The following is an 18,951-nucleotide window of genomic DNA, read 5'->3' as shown; positions in this document are numbered from 1 at the left end:
ACGAAGAAACGATGAACATTGTTATAATAGATTATGGGGCCGGAAACATTCAGAGTATCAAATTTGCCATCAATAGATTAGGCTATGAGGCTACATTGACCCATGACGTTGAAGAAATTCAGGCTGCAGATAAGGTAATATTCCCAGGAGTTGGCGAAGCCAGTAGTGCGATGAAAAAGTTAAGGGCAAGCGGGGTAGATGTTATTCTTTCAAAGCTGGAACAACCCGTATTGGGAATTTGTTTGGGGATGCAGTTGATGTGCAGCTTTTCAGAAGAAGGAAACACGAAGGGTTTGGGTATTTTCGATGTAGATGTGCTACGATTTTCAAATGGACTCAAAGTGCCGCAAATTGGCTGGAATAAAATTGAAAACTTAAAATCGGAATTGTTCAAAGGGCTTAAAGACGACTATGTGTATTTGGTGCACAGCTTTTATGCACCTATAGACGATGAAGCCATCGCCACAAGTACCTATGGCCTCAGGTACAGCACGGCGCTGAAAAAGGACAATTTTTATGGAGTACAATTTCATCCAGAGAAATCCGGTGATTACGGTGCCAGGATTCTTGAGAATTTTTTAAAATTATAAAATGCGAATTATTCCAGCTATCGATATTATTGAAGGTAAATGTGTGCGACTTTCCAAGGGCGATTATGAAACCAAAAAAATCTACAATGAGAATCCGCTTGAGGTTGCAAAGCAATTTGAGGCCCATGGAATTCGCTATTTGCACTTGGTCGACCTTGATGGCGCCAAATCGCAGCATATTGTTAACCATCGTATTTTAGAGCAAATAGCCTCAAAAACTACTTTGCATATTGATTTTGGTGGTGGGTTGAAAACAGATGAGGATCTACGTATCGCTTTCGAGTGTGGGGCAAAACAGATTACCGGAGGTAGCATTGCCGTTAAGAATCAAAGCACGTTCACCAATTGGCTGGCGAACTATGGTGCTGACAAAATTATTTTAGGCGCAGATGCAAAAGACGAAAAAATTGCGGTTTCTGGATGGCAAGAAGATTCAAAAAAAGAATTGATACCTTTTATTAAAGCCTATCAAAAGGAAGGAATTAAGCATGTGATTTGCACCGATATTTCGAAAGACGGAATGCTCGAAGGACCATCTTTTGTTTTGTACCGGCGTATTTTGAAGGAATGTAAAGGGCTAAATTTGATTGCTTCTGGAGGGATATCTACCTTTGAAGAACTTCCTAAACTCGCAGAAATGGGGTGTGAGGGTACGATCATCGGAAAAGCGATATATGAACAGAAAATCAGTCTGAAGCAATTGGAAAATTACATATTACGAAATGGATCGGACAACGGCATTTAGAGATGAGTTCGTACAGAACACGCATTATCGTTTAGACCAAAATTTGAGAATGGTCACTATTTCCCTGAATAAAGTATCTGAAGAACAGGTATGGCAAAAACCAAATGCATCCTTAAATAGTATAGGCAATCTCATTTTGCATATATGTGGTAACATGACCCAATACGGAATAGCATCGTTGCTCGAGATAGAAGATAGCAGAGATCGGGATAATGAGTTTTTCTCGGAGGGTAGATATGCTAAAGTGGCTTTGTTACAGATGCTTTCAGATACTGTAGATCGAGTAAAGGAAAGCGTTGCCTCGATTTCTATAAGCCGCATGCTGAAGCATCAGGAAGTTCAAGGATACGATCTCTCAGGTATTGGTAATATCATCCACTTAGTGGAGCATTTTTCATATCATACAGGTCAAATCGCCTTTTGGGTAAAATTACTGAACGATGAACAACTGGGCTTTTACGATGGCATAGATTTGAACGCCAAGAACAAGCCTTGAATTGTTGTTGAAAAAGTTTAATTGTCAAGGAGTTGTGCTTAGCTACGGGCTAAGGTTCGAATAACGGGAAATACGAAATCAAGAACGATGTTAGCAAAAAGAATTATACCATGTTTAGACATTAAGGATGGTAGAACCGTAAAAGGAGTCAATTTTATTGATCTTAGGGATGCCGGTGACCCGGTCGAACTTGCTGAAATATACAGTAGGGCAGGGGCAGACGAACTGGTCTTCCTTGATATCTCGGCCACGGAGCAAAAAAGAAAGACGCTGGCAGAACTGGTATATCACGTGGCCGAGAAAGTCAACATTCCGTTTACCGTGGGAGGTGGAATAGCCTCTATCGAAGATGTCGATATACTTCTAAAAAATGGGGCTGACAAGGTATCAATAAATTCATCTGCCGTAAAAAACCCCCAGCTGATCAATGATCTGGTAGCCAAGTTTGGCTCACAGTGTATCGTGGTAGCCATTGATGCGAAGCAGATCGATGGAGAGTGGGTCGTTCATTTGGTAGGCGGTAAAGTTCCCACCGATCGCAAACTTTTTGAATGGGCGAAAGAAGTGGAACAACGTGGAGCGGGGGAAATTCTTTTTACGTCGATGGACCATGACGGTACAAAAGACGGGTTTGCCAATGAAGCATTGTCCGAATTGTCCGATGCATTGAACATTCCCATTATAGCATCAGGGGGCGCAGGTACCATGCAACATTTCGCAGATACTTTTATTCAAGGAAAGGCCGATGCGGCCCTAGCCGCCAGTGTCTTCCATTTTAAGGAGATCGAAATAAAAGAGTTAAAGGAGGCATTAAAAAAAGAAGATATTCCCGTGAGATTATGAACAGCGTTGGAGGTCGCGTTTTCAGTGATTTTTGAAATGTAAGCATTACGAAGCGATCGCCAATTATCAACAGAAAAAAATGAACGTAGATTTTAAAAAAAACGAAAACGGATTGGTACCTGCCGTAGTGCAAGATGCCATTACTAAAAATGTACTGATGTTAGGGTACATGAATGCAGAAGCCTTGAGAAAGACCCAAGAAACTAAAAGAGTAACGTTTTATAGCCGTTCAAAAAAGCGGCTGTGGACTAAAGGAGAGGAAAGCGGTAATTACCTAAATCTAATCGACATTAAAACCGATTGCGATAACGACACGCTTTTAGTGTCCGTTTCCCCTACAGGGCCTACTTGCCACAAAGGAAGTGATACCTGTTGGAATCAAGAAAACACGACGAGTTTCGGATTCCTTTCCAAGCTTGAAAGTGTAATTGAAAAGCGTCGTGTTTCATCAGATGGTAGTACTTCGTATGTAGCTTCCCTCTTTGAAAAAGGAATCAATAAAATTGCCCAAAAAGTAGGGGAGGAAGCGGTCGAAACCGTGATCGAGGCGAAAGATAACAACGATGAACTGTTTTTGAATGAGAGCGCAGATCTTTTGTTTCACTACCTCATATTACTTCAGGCCAAGGGCTTTTCCCTCAAGGATATCGAAGCCGAACTAAAAAAGCGACATAAATAAAAACTAGTTTCGGTGCTTTAACTGTGATGCCCCCCTAAGGTCTTTGTGCACAATAATGGCATCTCCCTTATAGTTTAACACACTTGAACCAGCTGCGTCTATAGCTATAGACTCGATGGCAGACAGAAAAGCTTCACTGGCGCCTGAAAGTTTGATGTGAAGTCGGTTGCTGAGCAAGTCATAGTCCCTTAAATCGCTGGCTCCCCTTAAATCGGCATGTAATGAAGTTGCTTTCCCATAAATATCCGCTTTTGATGCACCTCTTAAATCTAGCTCTAGATGATCTATGTCTACTTCACCCATAAGTTCCGAAGCACCTGATAGTTTTACATTTCCGCTTTCTGTTTCCCAAGTATTCTCGAAAAAAACCTTGGATGCCCCGTTTAGGTCAATGTTCTTTATTTCTCGGGTGGTGATATATACATTAAGGGTAGGATTGCCACGAATTAACGTATGCTTCTTCAACCTGATTACAAGATCGTTCCCTTCACGCGCCACTACTACTCGATCATGTAAATTATCGTTTGCTTCGATACGAACGTCCTCGACCGTGTCTGAAAAGGTAACGAAAACCTCAAAGGCATTTGATATGTTAAGACCGGTATAGCCCGTGAGTGTGAGATCTCTAGAAGTAACTTCTCCCTTTGCTCTAATATGATCGATATCACAGGATATCATCAGGCTGCAAAGTACAACCAAGGTTGAAAATAATACTGTTTTCTTCATTTTTTAGATTTTTTGACGTAAAACGTACGATTGATTGATGAATATTAGGGTTAAACTTCGGTTAGCGATTTATGAAGTTCGACTACGGGAATCCATTGGAAATTTATCGGAAACCATTGTTCTTCCGTTAGCGTGTCTCCTTCTGTTTCTTTTTTAAGAAAAACCTGACTGTTCTCGGAATACACATATTTTGTTTTGATACTTTTACTGTCAGGTAGGCCGTTAAGATTTACTTTGAAACTCATTATATATTCTTTTTATATCGGTTACGACCCATATTAAAAACGCCCACTTTGATGCCCAGCCCGGCCGACAGACCATTGATTCGCTCAACGGCATTCGGTTCTAGTTCAAGTTCACTTGAAAACCGGTATTTCACTCCGGCCTCTAGTTGCACGTACCTGCTAATATTGAATAAGGCACTTATACCAGGCTCTATAATAAATAGGGCATCGAAGTCATCTTCGGTAAGATTTTCGTTGTAATGATCCGAATAGTTATTATCTATATAGCCTACAGCGCCAGCTCCGATAAGTATGGGAAAAGATAGGTTTACCAAGTGTTTGCTAAAGAAAATAGGCTCCAGATGTAGGCCTCCATACGCTCCTATCAAATCTTGGTCATAGTTTTCAGTGATACGATAGACGTCCTGTCTCGAATACAGGAAGGTTCCCGCTAGACCTACCTCGAATTGTTGGTTGGCCACGTAGGCTACTTTTAATCCCCCCATATAGGTGACCTTTTCTTCAATTTCGCCTAGGTAGGTGGTGAGTCCCAAATACACGCCGTGTACGACATTGTTACGGTCATTAAATTCTAGGTATTCGTTTGTATTATCTTGTCCAAGAATTGAGATTGAAGTCCCTACGAGTATGGCGAAGAGACCGATTTTGATTTTTTTCATTACTGTTCGTTTTATGATGATTTATTTAATAGACAACCTAGGATTGAAAATGTTGCATTAGGGTTCAATTTTTTTCTATCTTTTACGCTGTACTTACACCTTTCCCGCATTTTGACTGAACCTTTATAGGGCTTGGCATAAAAACTTTAGGATACCTACAATTCTTTTAAAAGCACGACTCCTTTCTTGCCTTCAATTAAAATGGTTCCCCTGATGTGGTCGCCGTAAGTAGCATATATCTCCCTAAGTTTTTTACCCTTGTCCAATATTTTGGAATCTACCTCTCGATAGGTTTTGGGCAATCGCACTAAGCCTTCTTCTAAAACCGCCCTAAATTGATGTGAAAAATCGGTTATGTTTAAGGTAATGTCTGAAGACTCCTGTGTTATGGAAATATCCACGTCCGTTCCGCCAACTTTATCGACCACAAAATCACTGATTTTTAGGTCTATGTCCAGGTCTTTTTGCAATCGATGTACCTCAACCCGGCCGAATTTTACCACGCCGAAAAGGTTATCCACCCATTTCAACATCAACTCGTCTTTGTTCGAGTCGATATCCAATACGCCAATAGTACCCAGTTCAACCGTGCTCCCTGAACTATATAGCCTTAGGTTTTTGGCATCGTTCATATTCAATTCACCATTTTTCAATTCGAGCCTTCCAAAGCTAATATCCTTGGCATGTAATTTTCCGAACTCTAAGGATACGGTTGCGTTTTTGAGATTCTCGTTGATCCAAATGTTCCCATGCTCCACTTGGGCATCAAGAGTGCCATTCCAATCTTCGATGATGACATCCCCGAATTTGTTACTGATTTCCATTTCTGTTTTTGATGGAACCTTTAATGTAAAGTCAATTTGAATATTGCTACGGTCAAAATCAAAAGGGTTGGCCTTTTCGAAAAGTTGTGAGAAAAAGCTAGAACCCTTTTCTTCAATTTCGTAACTGACGGACAAGAAATTTTCGCTATGATGCAGTATTGGTTTGATACGGTTTAATAGATCTTGTGCATTATCCCGCTTTTTATGGGTTACTCTTATAGTGATGCGTAAGGACACCTCTTCTTTTTCCCAACCAAATACACTGATGTTGCCGTACTTGTTTTCAATATGTATGTCGCCATTGTTGGTGAGTTCGAACACCTTACTCAGTTCTTTAGAAACTTTTTCCTGTGCCTGAGCGGGGAGGTACAGTAGTATCGAACCAATTAGCAAAATAATTTTTTTATAAAGTGTATCCATAATCTTCTTGTATAACTTTGGGTTCGTTGAGTTGCTTTAAAAGATTCTCAATAAGCTCTATTCGCTTTTTATAATTGGCTACGATAGCTTCAAGAACCGCTTCATTATCGATATTGTTCTGTAGTTCTAGCCGTAATTCTTCATGCTCGTTGTCAAGTTCGTCCATGAAGGATAAAAACTCTTCTTTGTCGGCATCGGAAAGTTTGCTACTCTTCTCTACCAATCGAACTTGATACGATACCAGATTAGCATAGTACATGTCTATATCTTGTAATTCTTGGGAGACCACAGGGCTTTCCAAGCTACCGGAATGAGCGAAAGTGGCGACACCGATCAAACCGGCCACACTTAAAATAACGGCTACTGTTGCCGCAATTTTGAATAGGGGAAATTTCCAAAAGGGGATTACTTTAGAATCGGGGCCAAGACGTTCTTCGATATTGGCCCAGAGCTTTTCTTTATCTGCCTTATGGACATCGAATTGTTTTCTGTTTTCCAGAATGTATTTTTCAAATTTATCCATTATCATTTATTTATGATTTCAATGAGCTTTTTCTTTGCCCTATGGTACTGTGATTTAGAGGTCGAGACAGTGATGTCCAACACTTCTGCAATTTCCTGATGGTCATATCCCTCCATTAAATAGAGATTGATAATTTGTCTATAGCCTGATGGAAGTTGCTCAATTCCGGTTCTTATCTTGTGAATGTCCATCTCATTGACTTTATTCTGTTCAATGCCTTCTGACAAGTAATATTCGTGTTCGTCGATTGGCGTCAAGGGTATTTTTTTCATCTTTAAGTAGTTAAGGCTTCTGTTGATCACTATTCTTTTTAGCCAGGCCCCGAAAGTACTTTCATATCTAAATTTGTGGATATTTTTGAAAGCTTCCACAAAACTGTCCTGAACAATATCTTCTGCGTCTTCTTTTACCTTTAAAAACCGCACACCTATGTTATACATGGCGTCCACATACAACTCGTACAATTGGTACTGAGCGTTTCGGTCACCAGACTTGCTCTTTTCCACAAGGGCCTTATGGGTAAATCGGATTTCGTTTTTCAATTAAAGTGGGATGGTTGTTCGTACTCAGCCAACATTTATATAACAAAGACAACGGTATTCATAAAAAGTTGCATTTTTAGAAAAATATTTTTCCTTGGAGGAAAATTTAAAGATTAGAGGATTAAAAAGGACTTTGAGTCTATAAAACATACCATTGGTTTTAAGGGGCGTTGGAATTTCCTTATGAAGCTGGTTCTTGTATAACGAATCTATCTTGTTGCCAAAAAGTCACCGATGATCAGTTTTCTTTTTATCAATCGCATTCTCTAAAACCAAACCACAAAGAATTTTTCAAATTGGTTATTGGGTTTCTTTACCCAAACCAACGGAGAGCTTTGTTGTATCATTCGTACATTGACATCTAAAAGCGTATCGTAATGTGACTTCCATTTTACCTCAAGATAGGGCTCGACTATCCATTCCGATTTTTTTGGAATATAGTAGGAATGTTCTTGAAATTCGGAAAGCCTAAATTGGTCAAAATTCAACCAAAAACCGCTTACGCAGCGTTGATTCAAAGGGCGTATATTTAAAGACGAATATTGGTAAGGAATAAACAATTGAGCTTTAAAGCAAGTCTGATGTTCGAGTTCCGAAGGGTTGATACTAAAGGGGCGCAAGGCCTCAATACCCTCTTTTGTATGCAAAAGCTTGAACTGCTGGGTTTTTATTTTTTCAAGTTTGGTGAAGAACATATCCCTTTTATTAGGTCCCATCAAACGATGTACAGGTTCTGATATTAGAGGATCTATGATGTAGAATTTGTAGGTGAGTTCTACATGTACTAATTGATTGGTATCCGATTTGACTAGTATGAAGTCAATTTCGCCCACGGTTCTAAGATCTTTTTTTACAAGAAGATTTTGTACAGCTATGCTGTAGTTGACCGAGTTCTCGATGAGCTGAGCAAAAATGTATTCGATTTGATGACCCAGACGCAGATTGGTTGGAATGGGATCTGGTCGAAATCTTTTTAAGTCGATTTCAGGAAATTCGAATTGAACCACCCCAAATTGCGCATTGACCCATAACGGGGGGGTACTCATGAATCCGATACACTGTTTCTCGACCATAAAGCTTGTGCTGATCTCTCCTTTTCAGGGGTTTGGGGGCCTTGAAGTTACTAAAAAGTAATATTGCGCCTACAAACAGTTCTTTAACTGTTTTGATAGTGCTGTTTTTTGCCAAAACTTTTTTATCTTGTGAGAACAATAATCAAGGGCATACCTCCCAAAATATATCGTATGAATTCAAATAGAAGAAATTTTATTAAAAAGACCTCTTTAGTAGGCGCGGGCATAGCTTTGACCCCAAACCTTTCAAAAGCAAACTTATTCTCCACCAACAGACCTTCAGAAGCTGTTTATATGGGGGGGTTCGCAGCACCTAAATTAGACACCGTTCGCATTGCTTTTATTGGAGTTGGCGCAAGAGGTTCAGGGCATGCAAGCCAATTTGCGGCCATAGAGGGCACAGAGGTTGTTGCTATTTGTGATTTATATGACGATTTGGCCAAAAAGTCGGAGAAGGTTTGCAAAGAACATGGAAAGGGTGAAAGGCATAAGAACATAAAGCTTTATACCAACGGTGAAAATGATTGGAAAAAAATGTTGGAAGAGCAAAAACCGGATGCCGTGGTCATTGCCACACCTTGGGAAGTACACGCATCGATGGCATTGGGTGCTATGAATGCCGGTTCCCATGCTTTTGTTGAAGTTCCTCTCGCTTTGACCATTGACGAAATGTGGCAGTTGGTAGATACTTCGGAGAAAACGAAGAAGCACTGCATGATGATGGAGAATGTTAACTATGGACGAGAAGAACTCTTATATCTTAATATGTGCCGTCAGGGGGTCATCGGTGAACTTTTGCATGGCGAAGCTGCCTATATTCATGAATTAAGAGGGCAAATGAACGAAGTGGAGCGAGGTACGGGTTCATGGAGAACCTATGAGTATGCCGAACGAAACGGTAATCTTTATCCGACCCATGGTTTGGGACCCGTTGCCCAGTATATGAATCTGGCCAGAGGAGAAGACAATTTCAAGTATTTAAATTCCTTCTCATCCCCAGCAAAGGGTCGAGCACTATATGCAAAAGAAAATTTCCCTGCGGACCATAAATGGAATCAATTGAATTTTAAAGGTGGCGATATCAACACTTCGATCATTAAAACCGACCTTGGTCGCACGATTATGGTACAGTGGGACGAGACGAGTCCAAGACCGTATACCCGTTTAAACCTCATTCAAGGCACCAATGGTACATTAGCCAGTTTCCCTACGCGTATAGCGCTGGAAGGCGGAGTAGAAGGGGCTACGGAGAGTCACCACGAATGGGCCGAAGGAGAAGATCTCCAAAAAATATATGAGAAGTACGAGCATCCCCTATATAAAAGATTGGGCGAACTGGCCAAGAAGATGGGAGGCCATGGAGGTATGGATTTCATGATGCGATACCGAATAGTGGAATGTTTAAGAAAAGGAGAGCCGCTAGACCAAAACCTCTACGAAGGTTGTCTTTGGAGTGCGGTCGGACCTTTAAGTGAGGCTTCTGTTGCGGCCAATGGAGCACCTCAAGAGTTTCCCGATTTCACCCGCGGATCCTGGAAGAGTACCGACGCTTTGGCCATCGTAGAATAACTTTTAGCCTATAATCTATATCAAAGAGCTGTGCTTGCCGTTCTTCTGATGGGATGAACCGTTAACATTTCTTAAAATTGAGTTTTTCATAGCTAAAAACGTTACTTTTATGTAATGGCTATGAATACAAGAAAAGGTTTTCGCTTTGCTACCTACGAAGCTCCGGAACAGACTCCTTTTGAAAAACTTTTTGATATTTTTCAAGAGCTTATTACCCATACTTCGGGTGATTTTGATGAAGCCATTGAATGGCTGCGCGAACTGGATAAGGAATATGAACTTACCGACGATGAGTATACGATTGACGACTTTATAGAAGAACTAAAGGCCAAAGGCTATATTCGAGAGGAGTTTGAGGATGGTGGCGCGGATGCCGGGGAAGGTCAAGAAGGCGATGAAGGGGATGGAAAGGCAAATATTTCGATTACGGCAAAGATGGAACGTATCATCCGTAAACGTGCTCTCGATCAAATATTCGGTAAATTAAAACGTAGCGGTGCCGGAAACCATAAAACAGGGAAATCTGGTCAGGGTGACGAACATACAGGAGACTTCAGGGAATATCGCTACGGAGATGGTCTTGAGCATATCTCGATGACCGAAAGTCTTAAAAATGCCCAAATCAATCATGGTATCGGCAGCTTTTCCCTCAATGAAGAAGATTTAGTCGTAGAAGACACCCAATATAAGGCTCAAATGAGCACGGTCTTAATGATCGACATTAGTCATAGTATGATCTTGTATGGGGAAGACCGAATAACTCCTGCTAAAAAAGTGGCCATGGCCTTGGCCGAACTTATCACCACTAGATATCCAAAAGATACATTAGATATATTGGTTTTTGGCAATGATGCCTGGCCCATATCGATTAAAGAATTACCTTATCTGCGTGTGGGGCCGTATCATACCAACACAGTGGCTGGATTGCGATTGGCAATGGATATGTTGCGTAGAAAGCGCAACACCAACAAGCAGATTTTTATGATTACCGATGGTAAGCCGAGTTGTCTTCGTCTTCCTGACGGAAACTATTATAAGAACAGTGTTGGGCTCGATGAGTACATTGTCGAAAAGTGTTACAATATGGCACGGCAGGCAAGAAAACTTCATATCCCCATAACGACATTTATGATTGCTCAAGACCCTTATCTCATGCAGTTTGTACGTCATTTTACCGAGGCCAACAAAGGAAAAGCGTTTTTTACAGGATTAAAGGGCTTGGGTGAAATGATATTCGAAGATTATGAGTCTAATAGACGAAAAAGGTTAAAATAAAATAGGTCAAACCTATTTAGTCAATAAAGGAGAGTAAGTCTATGACAATGGTGAAATTCTTCAAATTGAGGGAATCGAAATTTAGACGACAATTTGAGATTTACCTTTTCGAACCGGAATGGTTAAGTCCTAAAGCACATTTGCGATTAGGTTATCTTCACCTTCGTGTATACGGAATTGAAGCCTTCTTAACTACTGTTCAAAATCAAAAACTATGGCTCTTAAAAATTTAAATTATAACTTTAGTTCATTGATTATTTATCCTTGTACAACAGTTATATAAGAATTGAAACTAAATTAGAACATTTTTCTAGAACCTGAATTATTATCATTTGATTAATACATTATATGAAATTGAACCCAAGGGAAATCGGTACGCTAGGTGAATTAAAAAAGGCGGGGTACCAAACAAGAAGTATAAAAGATGAATTACGTAATAACCTTATCGAGAAGATAAAGGTCGGGGAAGAAACTTTTCCTGGGGTGTGGGGTTATGAAAATTCGGTTCTTCCCGAGTTGGAAAGAGCTTTATTATCACGGCATAACATTAATTTATTAGGACTTAGGGGACAGGCCAAGACCAGATTGGCGCGCCTTATGGTCAATCTACTGGATGAATGGATACCCATTGTTGAAGGTTCAGAAATCAACGACGATCCGTTGAATCCTATGTCTCGGTATGCCATAGAACTTATTAGGGAAAAAGAAGACCATACCCCGATCTCTTGGCTTCATAGAAATGAGCGATTTGCTGAAAAGTTAGCGACACCCGATGTGACTGTAGCTGATTTGATCGGAGATGTTGACCCTATTAAGGCGGCAAATCTAAAACTGAGCTATGCCGATGATCGGGTTATACATTTTGGGATGATTCCTCGCGCCAACCGATGCATTTTTGTTATTAATGAGTTACCCGACCTGCAGGCACGCATTCAGGTCTCTCTATTTAATATTTTGGAAGAAGGCGATATACAGATACGGGGTTTTAAACTAAGACTTCCCTTGGATATTCAATTTGTGTTTACTGCCAACCCAGAAGATTATACCAACCGGGGAAGTATTGTGACACCATTAAAGGATAGAATAGGTTCTCAAATACTTACGCACTATCCCGATGATATCCAGACCGCGCGGAAGATCACCGAGCAAGAGTCCAATTTGGATACTCGACAGGCCGAATCCATATATGTGCCCGATATAGCCAAAGACCTATTGGAACAGATCAGTTTCGAGGCAAGAAAGAGCGAATATGTGGATGCCAAAAGTGGTGTTAGTGCCAGAACAAGTATAACCGCTTTCGAAAACTTGTTAAGTAGTGCCGAAAGAAGATCTTTAATGACCGGTTCCGATACGACCACGGTTCGTTTGAGTGATTTCATGGGGGTCGTACCTGCGATTACCGGTAAAATAGAATTGGTATATGAAGGTGAACAGGAGGGTGCCGGTAGTGTCGCCGAAATACTCGTCGATGACGCCGTTAAATCCATGTTTCCAGAGTATTTTCCAAAAATCGATAAGCTAGAAAAAAAAGATGCTGAAACGCCGTACGACGATGTGCTTCAGTGGTTTTTTCAAGGACAAGGCTTTGAATTGCTCGATGACTTTACCAATGAAGAATATAAACGCACGCTAGACAGCATTCCGGCGTTGAACCGATTGGTAGAAAAATATCAGCCCGATTTCCCAAAAAAAGATGTGTACTTTCTAAAGGAGCTGGTTCTTTGGGGGTTGGTTTCCCATAAAAAGTTAAGCAAACATCGTTTTACCGAGGGCTATCAATTCAAAGATTTGTACGGTAGCTTCATAAGCGGGCTTTAATAAAAATATTCTGTCTCTTTGCGTTTACGAAACCTGATAGGCGGGTAGTTTGAATATAAACGAACTTCCTTGCCGAGGTTTGCTCAATACGGTAATGGTTGTATCATGTAGGTCCATGATTTTCTTCACTATAGCGAGACCTAGACCATGGCCTTGATGTTTTGTCGTGTTTTTGGCGACTTGTTTATAGCGGTCGAAAATGAAAGGCTGCTCGTTTACCGGAATGCCCGTACCTGTATCGGTAATATTAATTTCAACGCTTTCGCCCTTCTTCGTAAGCGAGAGGGTCACTTTTCCGCTGGCCTCGGTATATTTTATGGCATTTTCGATCAGGTTTTGCAAGGCTCGTTCAACTAGGCTCACATCGGCGAAAACCATCGAATTCTCTTCCGGATTATCCAGCTCCAACGTAATTTGTTTTTGTTCGGCAATCACCTTGAATTTGGCAATAAGATCGTGTGAAAGTTCAGTGATTGAAAAGGGTTCTTTTACCGGAACTACTTGTTCCGCTTCCAGTTTGGAGTACTCGAACAGTTGGTTGATCAAATTTGACAGCTTATCTACGTTGTCATGCGTAATCTGCAAATATTCTTCCTTTTCAGCTTCCGAAAGTGTATCCCTTTTTATTTGTAAGGTTTCGATATAGCCTTTTAAAACAGATAAAGGTGTTCGAAGATCGTGTGAAACATTGGCAATCAATTCTCTTCGTAAAAGATCCACAGATTTCATCTTATCCATGTTGCCTACAATAGTGTCGGCCATCTCATTAAAAGACTTGGCAAAGACCTCGATATCCGACGTCTCTGGCTTTTCTATACGTGCCTTCAGATCTCCTTCCTGAAATTTTCGCACCGTACGCGTCATCAACCTTAGATTTTTTGTTAGGAACCAAATAGCCAATAAACCGATAAGTGCGGAGAAAATCGTAGTCAGAACCGTAGCTCCAATTCCCAGTTTGGCAAAATATTGCCCTAAAAGGTTATTGCTAATTTCTTTAAACTTTTCCCCGGCTAGTATGATGTAAATATATCCTTCGCGATTATCGATAGCATAAGGCGCTGCAGAAAATATCTTTTGTTCGCCAGGATTTCGGGGATCGTCACCTAAGACGAACTTTTCACCCTTATTATCAATAAAAGTGGCTATAGGTGCAAGGGAGACCTTATGCATGGCATGCTTATCGGAAGGGTCTAGAACTACCGAATAAAGGATGTTGCCCGCCTCATCTAAAAGATAAACTTCTATACTTTGGTTTACCGCCATCATGTCGTGCATGAGATCCCCGAAAAGCGGCTTGTTGACACTTCCATCTTCTAGAAATGGGGATGCATTGGTGAATTTCTCGGCAATTACGTGATGAGCGACATCGGCATTGACCCTTTGTGTAGTTTCTTGACTGTACTTGTTGGCAAAGTATCCGGTTATAAATATAAAGGAAGCTCCCATGAGTAGAACTAAGAGCACAAAGGCAATCCACAATTTTTTGACCAATTTTGGAGTCAGTGTTTTTTCGGTCTTCTTCATACTCCTATCTCTTCATTAAACTTATATCCTACACCCCAAGTGGTCAAAATGTAGTTCGGGTTGGCCATATCCGATTCAATTTTAGCCCTCAATCTGTTGATATGTGAATTGACCGTATGTTCATACCCGTGAAAATTGTAGCCCCATATTACATTCAATAATTCTGTTCGGGTATAGTTTCTACCTGGGTTTGAAGCCATTAATACCAAAAGCTCGAATTCTTTGGGCGAGAGTTCCACTTTTTTTTCCCCAAGCATTACTTTTCTCTTGTCGATATCGATAAAAAGACCTTCAAAACTAAGTGTAGCGCTATTCTCACGACTAACTTTTTGGCTATTGACCCTGCGCATAACCGCTTTGATCCTTGCAAGCAATTCTCGAATACTAAAGGGTTTAGTGATATAATCATCAGCTCCGATCTCAAGACCGAGTACCCGGTCAATCTCTTCGGACTTGGCCGTCAGCATGATTACGGGCGTATTTTTTTTTGCGCGTAACTTTTTACAAATTTCTACCCCATCCATGGTGGGCAAGGTCAAGTCTAAAAGTACCAGGTCGTAATCGTGATCCAAGGCCATTTTTAAACCTTGTGCACCATCCGTTGCCTTTGAGGTTTTGTATATAAGGTCGGTCAGATGTATCTCTAAAAGTTTGATGATCTCGTAATCATCCTCAATGATCAAAATTTCTTTCATATTCAATAGCTAATGACGGAAAAAAGTATCACATGAATATCACATCGTTATAAATTGTCAAAAAGGGGATAAATAAGGCGATATGCCACTTTTTAGGTTGTAAATCAATGCCTTGACTCCTTCAATAGCCGAAAAGTTCACAAAATCCTTACAAAACCATTTTAAATTTTATCTTTTTGTGATCACCATACAATGTTTGAGGGGTTAGTTTGTCGATGTATTAACCTTTAAAAAATTAAGATCATGAAAAGAGTAAAGAAAAAAATTATCGGCCTTACCTTATTAGGTTCAGCACTGCTATTCACTTCTTGTGAACATTTTGGCCATGGTCCTGGAGATGATGATGTAAAACCCACGACGACCTACAAGGTAACGCTGACCAATACGGTCAACTATCTTAATGCATTGGCTTTTAACACTCCCAATGGGGCTATGGGAGCTGGACCTTTGACCGCTGTAGGACAGTCATACTCGATTGACTTTAAGGCCGTAAACGGTGCAAGGCTTAGCTTTGCAACCATGTCGGGCGTATCCAATGATTGGTTTTTTGCGCCGAGCGAACAAGGTATATCCTTATTCGATAGTAATGGCCCTATAAAGGGCGACATTACCGATCAAATATATCTTTGGGATGATGGTACGGAAGAAGAGGATCCCGCCACATTTGGTGGTATGGATACTGGCATTCCTGATGATAATACTGCGGTTAGGGTAGTGGAAGAAGATGTCACGAATTATATGAAGGTGTGGCTTGATTATGACGATAGTTCTGATCAATTTACCCTGACCATTGAGAATATTCGAGGGGTCGATGTGGATTCGAATCCTATTGCGATTAGTCCAGGAGTGGTCGTACTCCACGCCCAGAATAGTCCATTCTTTAAAGTTGGGCAGGAGGACTATGGTTTTGGATTGGAAAAAATCGCAAGAGAGGGTAATCCGACCGCACTTCACAGCTGGTTTACCGAGGTAGGAAAAGATGGTGCGCCAGTTCGTCTTTCCTCTTCGTTTACCGTATTTGCACCAGGCGTTGTATACGCCTTTGAATCTGCCAACGACCCGGTTTTTTCCGAAGGGGAAATGGTAATTCCTGAAAGCGGAATAGAACAAATCGCAGAAGATGGCAACAATATGGTTCTTTTTGATTATATCACCGAAACCTTGCACTTACCAGGGGCCAAGAGCAATGAGACCGCCCCCGTAGGACCCGGGGAGAGCCTAACATTTACGATTGACGTTCCCAAGGGATATAAGTTAGGTATTAATTCGATGTTCGTTTTTAGCAACGATTGGTTTGTATCCTTCGGTGATATGGGTTATGCTTTGTCACACGGTGTAGGAAAATCGAAAGGCAACGAAAAGGCCTCCAGACAGGTATATCTTTTTGATGCCGGTACCGAGGTCGATCAACCTATAGGGTTTGGTCCGGATCAGGCACCTTTCCAATCAGGACCAAATACCGGAGCGGATGATACCGATAACACCGTACGTAGGGTAACTGAAATAAATGACGTACAATTTGGCAAAGGAGTAGTTAACTCATCTGCCGGTGTAACGGCCAACGGAGATGCTAGGGGAGGGTATAATTTGGTATCGCTCAGTATCGAGACCTATTAAAATAGATGGTGAAGTTGATAAATGATGGTCCAGGCATTAATCTCTGGACCATCTTTTAGTTTACACGGGGTTACTCCCAAGAATCAATATGTTGGTTGATATTGTCGAATGTATAAGCTCCCACAAAGTCTTTTCTGTATTTAAAAGATATTAGGGTAAGCATCAAAAGAAGAATTTGTAGCGATAATATAAAAGTGCCCATGGGTAGAAAAGTTTCCGGTATTACATAGTTCTCAAATTCTGAATACGTCATGAGTATTCTGGCTGTTTCGAAGGCTTCGTATAGATATACCAAACATATCACATAAAGGGTATATTCGACATTTCGCATTAATGGGTCTGTAAGTTCACCTTCCTCGATTTTGAACCATAGCACGTAAAGAAAGGTAAAATGTACCAAGGTGAGCAAGGGAAATATATAATTGTCAGGTTTCAGTACATAAAATGTGTTGGAATACAACCCATAAAAACTAAAAACTATCAAAAGGGTCAAAACCGCAATTGAGAAGTAAATACAGCGTTTCCAAGTCAATAATTTAAAGACATTTTTCATAGTAACAATTTATTCACCTTATGGGGTGAGGCTATTATTATATAAAAACGGTCCTTAAAAAAGGATATTAGAAAAAATCGATAAAGGGCAGCATATTTTGGTTAGCACGAACAAATATGAAGGGACTATTAGCGTTTCGAGGGGCGTCATCAACGACAAACGGAAACCCACAGATGTGAACGGATTGTTAAACGATCCAGTTTTTGTTGGCCGAAGTCCTGGCGAACAAAACGAGCATAATGGTTACCAGAATAATCACTATAGGAAGATATACTGCTTCGGTACCTAATACTTCAAAGGTGTCGCTCATAAAAAACTGATAGACATTTTGGGCTAATACACCGATTAGCGATAGTATCAATAAGGTAATGGCCCATTTTTTCCTCAGAAGAAGGGCGATACAACCTAACGTTCCTGACCAAACAGCGATGGCATAGGCACCGGTTACCCATGCGGGCCTTGATTCGTATAGGGATTGCATATCCGGTGAAAGCTGAGCGAGGTCTTCGGCGGTCATAAAGGCATCGCCTAAGTATGCGGCTACGCCCATGAGATTCCAGAGTAGTGCAATCACACTGACGGCCCAGAACCAATAGGGTGGTTTGGTTTTAAGGTTTGTTGTCATAATGGCAGAACGGTTGATTGTGTATTACAAAATACGAAAAAATCGTTAGCTTGGTGCAAAAGCCAACACGAATGAAACCTCTTCGAAGTTATTACTTGTTACGTTTGCAATATTTAGGATTTAGATTCAGCGGATGGCAAAAACAGCCTGAACGGAAAACCGTTGAAGGTATGTTGGCGAAAACCCTAAAGTTCATACTTCCCTCTAGAAATTTCAAAATTTTAGGATCAGGTAGAACCGATGCTAAAGTTTCGGCACTCGACATGGGTGTTGAGATTTTTTTGGAGGGAGACCCTTTAGAAGATTTGGTTGCCTTCAACAAATTATTAAACTTCAACCTCCCATCGGATATAAGGGCATTGTCTGTTGAACAGGTCGATAAGTCTTTTAATATCATAAAAAGTGTAAAGACGAAAGAATACGTCTATCTTTTTTCATTTGGTCAAAAAAACCATCCTTTTTGTGCCCCCTTTATGGCTAATATTTTGGAAGATTTAAAAATCGACCGAATGATCGAGGGAGCCAAAATTTTTGAGGGAACACATTATTTTGATGTCTACACGGCCAGATTGCAAAAAAGTACCAATACCTTAAGAAAAGTTATTTCCTGTGAGATTTGTGAAAATAATATGTTCGAAGCCAATTTTTTTCCTTCTTCAAGTTATACGCTAATTATAAAAGGAAAGGGGTTTATGAGGTATCAAATACGGATGATGATGGGAGCCCTCATTCAGCTAGGGAAGGGAGAGCTCAGTTTGAACGACATTAAGCGCTCCCTTCAAAGGAACAGCAATCAAAAACTCACTTATGTAGCACCGGGATCAGGGCTCATACTGCACGCTGTAGAATTTGGTCAGGAAACTGAAGACGAAGGCCTGTAAAGTTCAATAAGGATCTCGACGGAAGTTCC

Annotated in this window: 21 protein-coding genes; 10 read left to right on the top strand and 11 right to left on the bottom strand. The window is 40.7% G+C overall.

Translation table 11 applies throughout. From position 1 onward, the window contains the following. Window positions 1-11: 11 nt before the first annotated feature. From hisH to hisIE, 5 genes are all read left to right on the top strand, one after another. A complete protein-coding gene (gene hisH, locus F2B13_RS03455; RefSeq protein ID WP_149276422.1) occupies window positions 12-590 on the top strand; it encodes an imidazole glycerol phosphate synthase subunit HisH in 579 nt (192 codons plus the stop codon). A gap of 1 nt (window position 591) precedes the next feature. Next, window positions 592-1,335 carry a 1-(5-phosphoribosyl)-5-[(5-phosphoribosylamino)methylideneamino]imidazole-4-carboxamide isomerase gene (gene hisA / locus F2B13_RS03450; RefSeq protein WP_149303244.1) on the top strand — a complete coding sequence of 248 codons (744 nt, stop codon included), beginning with the start codon at window positions 592-594 and terminating at the stop codon, window positions 1,333-1,335. Then, the gene (locus tag F2B13_RS03445) at window positions 1,313-1,831 is read left to right on the top strand and encodes a DinB family protein (protein ID WP_149275884.1); all 519 of its coding nucleotides are present in this window, start codon (window positions 1,313-1,315) and stop codon (window positions 1,829-1,831) included. Before hisA ends, F2B13_RS03445 begins: the two co-directional genes overlap by 23 nt. Window positions 1,832-1,918: 87 nt before the next feature. Beyond that, window positions 1,919-2,674, top strand: coding sequence for an imidazole glycerol phosphate synthase subunit HisF (gene hisF / locus F2B13_RS03440; RefSeq protein WP_149275883.1), 756 nt, complete (start codon window positions 1,919-1,921; stop codon window positions 2,672-2,674). A gap of 55 nt (window positions 2,675-2,729) precedes the next feature. Next, entirely contained in the window at window positions 2,730-3,353 is a 624-nt protein-coding gene (gene hisIE, locus F2B13_RS03435; RefSeq protein WP_262713969.1) for a bifunctional phosphoribosyl-AMP cyclohydrolase/phosphoribosyl-ATP diphosphatase HisIE, read from the top strand. Between the two features lie 3 nt (window positions 3,354-3,356). On the opposite strand, the gene F2B13_RS03430 is transcribed toward hisIE, so the two are convergent. The 7 genes from F2B13_RS03430 to F2B13_RS03400 all read right to left on the bottom strand — a co-directional run bounded on the left by F2B13_RS03430 (window position 3,357) and on the right by F2B13_RS03400 (window position 8,365). Then, entirely contained in the window at window positions 3,357-4,079 is a 723-nt protein-coding gene (locus F2B13_RS03430) for a head GIN domain-containing protein (RefSeq protein WP_149303240.1), read from the bottom strand. A gap of 50 nt (window positions 4,080-4,129) precedes the next feature. Beyond that, window positions 4,130-4,324, bottom strand: coding sequence for a hypothetical protein (locus tag F2B13_RS03425; protein ID WP_149275880.1), 195 nt, complete (start codon window positions 4,322-4,324; stop codon window positions 4,130-4,132). Beyond that, window positions 4,324-4,983 carry a hypothetical protein gene (locus tag F2B13_RS03420; RefSeq protein ID WP_149303238.1) on the bottom strand — a complete coding sequence of 220 codons (660 nt, stop codon included), beginning with the start codon at window positions 4,981-4,983 and terminating at the stop codon, window positions 4,324-4,326. The genes F2B13_RS03425 and F2B13_RS03420 overlap by 1 nt, the downstream gene beginning before the upstream one ends. A gap of 155 nt (window positions 4,984-5,138) precedes the next feature. After that, window positions 5,139-6,227 (bottom strand): hypothetical protein, encoded by a 1,089-nt coding sequence (locus tag F2B13_RS03415; protein ID WP_149303236.1) that lies wholly within the window; start codon window positions 6,225-6,227, stop codon window positions 5,139-5,141. Beyond that, a complete protein-coding gene (locus tag F2B13_RS03410; protein ID WP_149303234.1) occupies window positions 6,211-6,750 on the bottom strand; it encodes a hypothetical protein in 540 nt (179 codons plus the stop codon). Before F2B13_RS03410 ends, F2B13_RS03415 begins: the two co-directional genes overlap by 17 nt. 2 nt (window positions 6,751-6,752) lie before the next feature. Continuing rightward, on the bottom strand, window positions 6,753-7,292 hold the full coding sequence (locus tag F2B13_RS03405) for an RNA polymerase sigma factor (RefSeq protein ID WP_232625188.1): 540 nt from the start codon (window positions 7,290-7,292) through the stop codon (window positions 6,753-6,755). A gap of 266 nt (window positions 7,293-7,558) precedes the next feature. After that, window positions 7,559-8,365: a DUF1853 family protein gene (locus F2B13_RS03400; protein ID WP_149303232.1), complete on the bottom strand. Its 807-nt coding sequence runs from the start codon at window positions 8,363-8,365 to the stop codon at window positions 7,559-7,561. 171 nt (window positions 8,366-8,536) lie between these two features. Here F2B13_RS03400 and F2B13_RS03395 point away from each other — a divergent pair, with 171 nt between their 5' ends. From F2B13_RS03395 to F2B13_RS03385, 3 genes are all read left to right on the top strand, one after another. After that, complete coding sequence (locus tag F2B13_RS03395) at window positions 8,537-9,934, top strand: Gfo/Idh/MocA family protein (protein WP_149303230.1); 1,398 nt, start codon at window positions 8,537-8,539, stop codon at window positions 9,932-9,934. Between the two features lie 114 nt (window positions 9,935-10,048). After that, on the top strand, window positions 10,049-11,209 hold the full coding sequence (locus F2B13_RS03390) for a vWA domain-containing protein (protein ID WP_149275874.1): 1,161 nt from the start codon (window positions 10,049-10,051) through the stop codon (window positions 11,207-11,209). A gap of 348 nt (window positions 11,210-11,557) precedes the next feature. Then, complete coding sequence (locus tag F2B13_RS03385; protein ID WP_149303228.1) at window positions 11,558-13,027, top strand: AAA family ATPase; 1,470 nt, start codon at window positions 11,558-11,560, stop codon at window positions 13,025-13,027. A gap of 24 nt (window positions 13,028-13,051) precedes the next feature. Here the strand turns inward: F2B13_RS03385 and F2B13_RS03380 are convergent, their stop codons facing one another. Both F2B13_RS03380 and F2B13_RS03375 read right to left on the bottom strand, forming a co-directional pair. Continuing rightward, window positions 13,052-14,551, bottom strand: coding sequence for a sensor histidine kinase (locus F2B13_RS03380; protein ID WP_149275872.1), 1,500 nt, complete (start codon window positions 14,549-14,551; stop codon window positions 13,052-13,054). After that, the gene (locus F2B13_RS03375) at window positions 14,548-15,246 is read right to left on the bottom strand and encodes a response regulator transcription factor (protein WP_149303226.1); all 699 of its coding nucleotides are present in this window, start codon (window positions 15,244-15,246) and stop codon (window positions 14,548-14,550) included. Before F2B13_RS03375 ends, F2B13_RS03380 begins: the two co-directional genes overlap by 4 nt. Before the next feature lie 243 nt (window positions 15,247-15,489). Here F2B13_RS03375 and F2B13_RS03370 point away from each other — a divergent pair, with 243 nt between their 5' ends. After that, window positions 15,490-16,863 carry a spondin domain-containing protein gene (locus F2B13_RS03370; RefSeq protein ID WP_149303224.1) on the top strand — a complete coding sequence of 458 codons (1,374 nt, stop codon included), beginning with the start codon at window positions 15,490-15,492 and terminating at the stop codon, window positions 16,861-16,863. Window positions 16,864-16,933: 70 nt separating this feature from the next. Here F2B13_RS03370 and F2B13_RS03365 read toward each other — a convergent pair whose 3' ends face one another. Both F2B13_RS03365 and F2B13_RS03360 read right to left on the bottom strand, forming a co-directional pair. Further along, window positions 16,934-17,416 carry a hypothetical protein gene (locus F2B13_RS03365; protein WP_149303222.1) on the bottom strand — a complete coding sequence of 161 codons (483 nt, stop codon included), beginning with the start codon at window positions 17,414-17,416 and terminating at the stop codon, window positions 16,934-16,936. A 187-nt stretch (window positions 17,417-17,603) separates the two neighbouring features. Further along, window positions 17,604-18,041 (bottom strand): hypothetical protein, encoded by a 438-nt coding sequence (locus F2B13_RS03360; RefSeq protein WP_149303220.1) that lies wholly within the window; start codon window positions 18,039-18,041, stop codon window positions 17,604-17,606. 71 nt (window positions 18,042-18,112) lie between these two features. On the opposite strand from F2B13_RS03360, the gene F2B13_RS03355 reads away from it, so the two are divergent. After that, window positions 18,113-18,922, top strand: a complete 810-nt coding sequence (locus F2B13_RS03355; protein WP_149275867.1) for a tRNA pseudouridine synthase A — start codon at window positions 18,113-18,115, stop codon at window positions 18,920-18,922. Window positions 18,923-18,951: the final 29 nt, after the last annotated feature.

The organism is Pareuzebyella sediminis, assembly GCF_008367235.1.
In the GTDB taxonomy this organism is placed as follows: domain Bacteria; phylum Bacteroidota; class Bacteroidia; order Flavobacteriales; family Flavobacteriaceae; genus Pareuzebyella; species Pareuzebyella sediminis.
Note: the sequence above shows the minus strand (reverse complement) of the source record. Positions and strands in the feature narration are given on the sequence as shown.